General features: G+C 66.4%; 1 protein-coding gene. It reads right to left on the minus strand.

Features of this window, described 5'->3' with window-relative positions; translation table 11 throughout:
- Positions 1 to 590: ABC transporter ATP-binding protein (locus ACWAT2_RS19360; RefSeq protein WP_402378234.1), on the minus strand; the 590-nt coding region annotated here is incomplete at both ends.

Below are 590 nucleotides of genomic sequence, written 5' to 3' on the forward strand. Positions count from 1 at the left end.
TGCGCGCGGACGAACTTCTTGTAGGCGGTGGTGACCTGGTCGACGGGTCCGTCCATGACGAGGCGGCCTTGGTGCATCCACAGCACGCGGGTGCACATGGCTTCGATGGTGGAGATGGAGTGGCTGACCAGGAAGACGGTGCCGGCTTGTTGGCGGACCTCTTCGATGCGGGCCTTGGAGCGGGCCTTGAAGGCGGCGTCGCCGGTGGCGAGGGCTTCGTCGACCATGAGGATGTCGGGGATGGCGGCCGAGCTGATGGCGAAGCGGAGGCGGGCGGCCATGCCGGAGGAGTAGGTCTTCATGGGTAGGTCGACGAAGCTGCCGATGTCGGCGAACTCGACGACCTCGTCGAACTTGTCGTCGATCTGCTTGGGGGTCATGCCCAGGGCCAGGCCGCCGATCTCGATGTTCTTGGAGCCGGTCATCTGGGGCATGAGGGCTGCGTTGACGCCGAGCAGGGCGGGTTCGCCGTCGACGTAGACGGAGCCGGAGTGGGGTGGGATGAGGCCGGTGATGGCGCGTAGCAGGGTGGACTTGCCGGAGCCGTTGATCCCGACGATCCCGATGGACTCGCCGTGGCGTGCGGTGAA

The organism is Isoptericola sp. GX10416, from assembly GCF_056590155.1.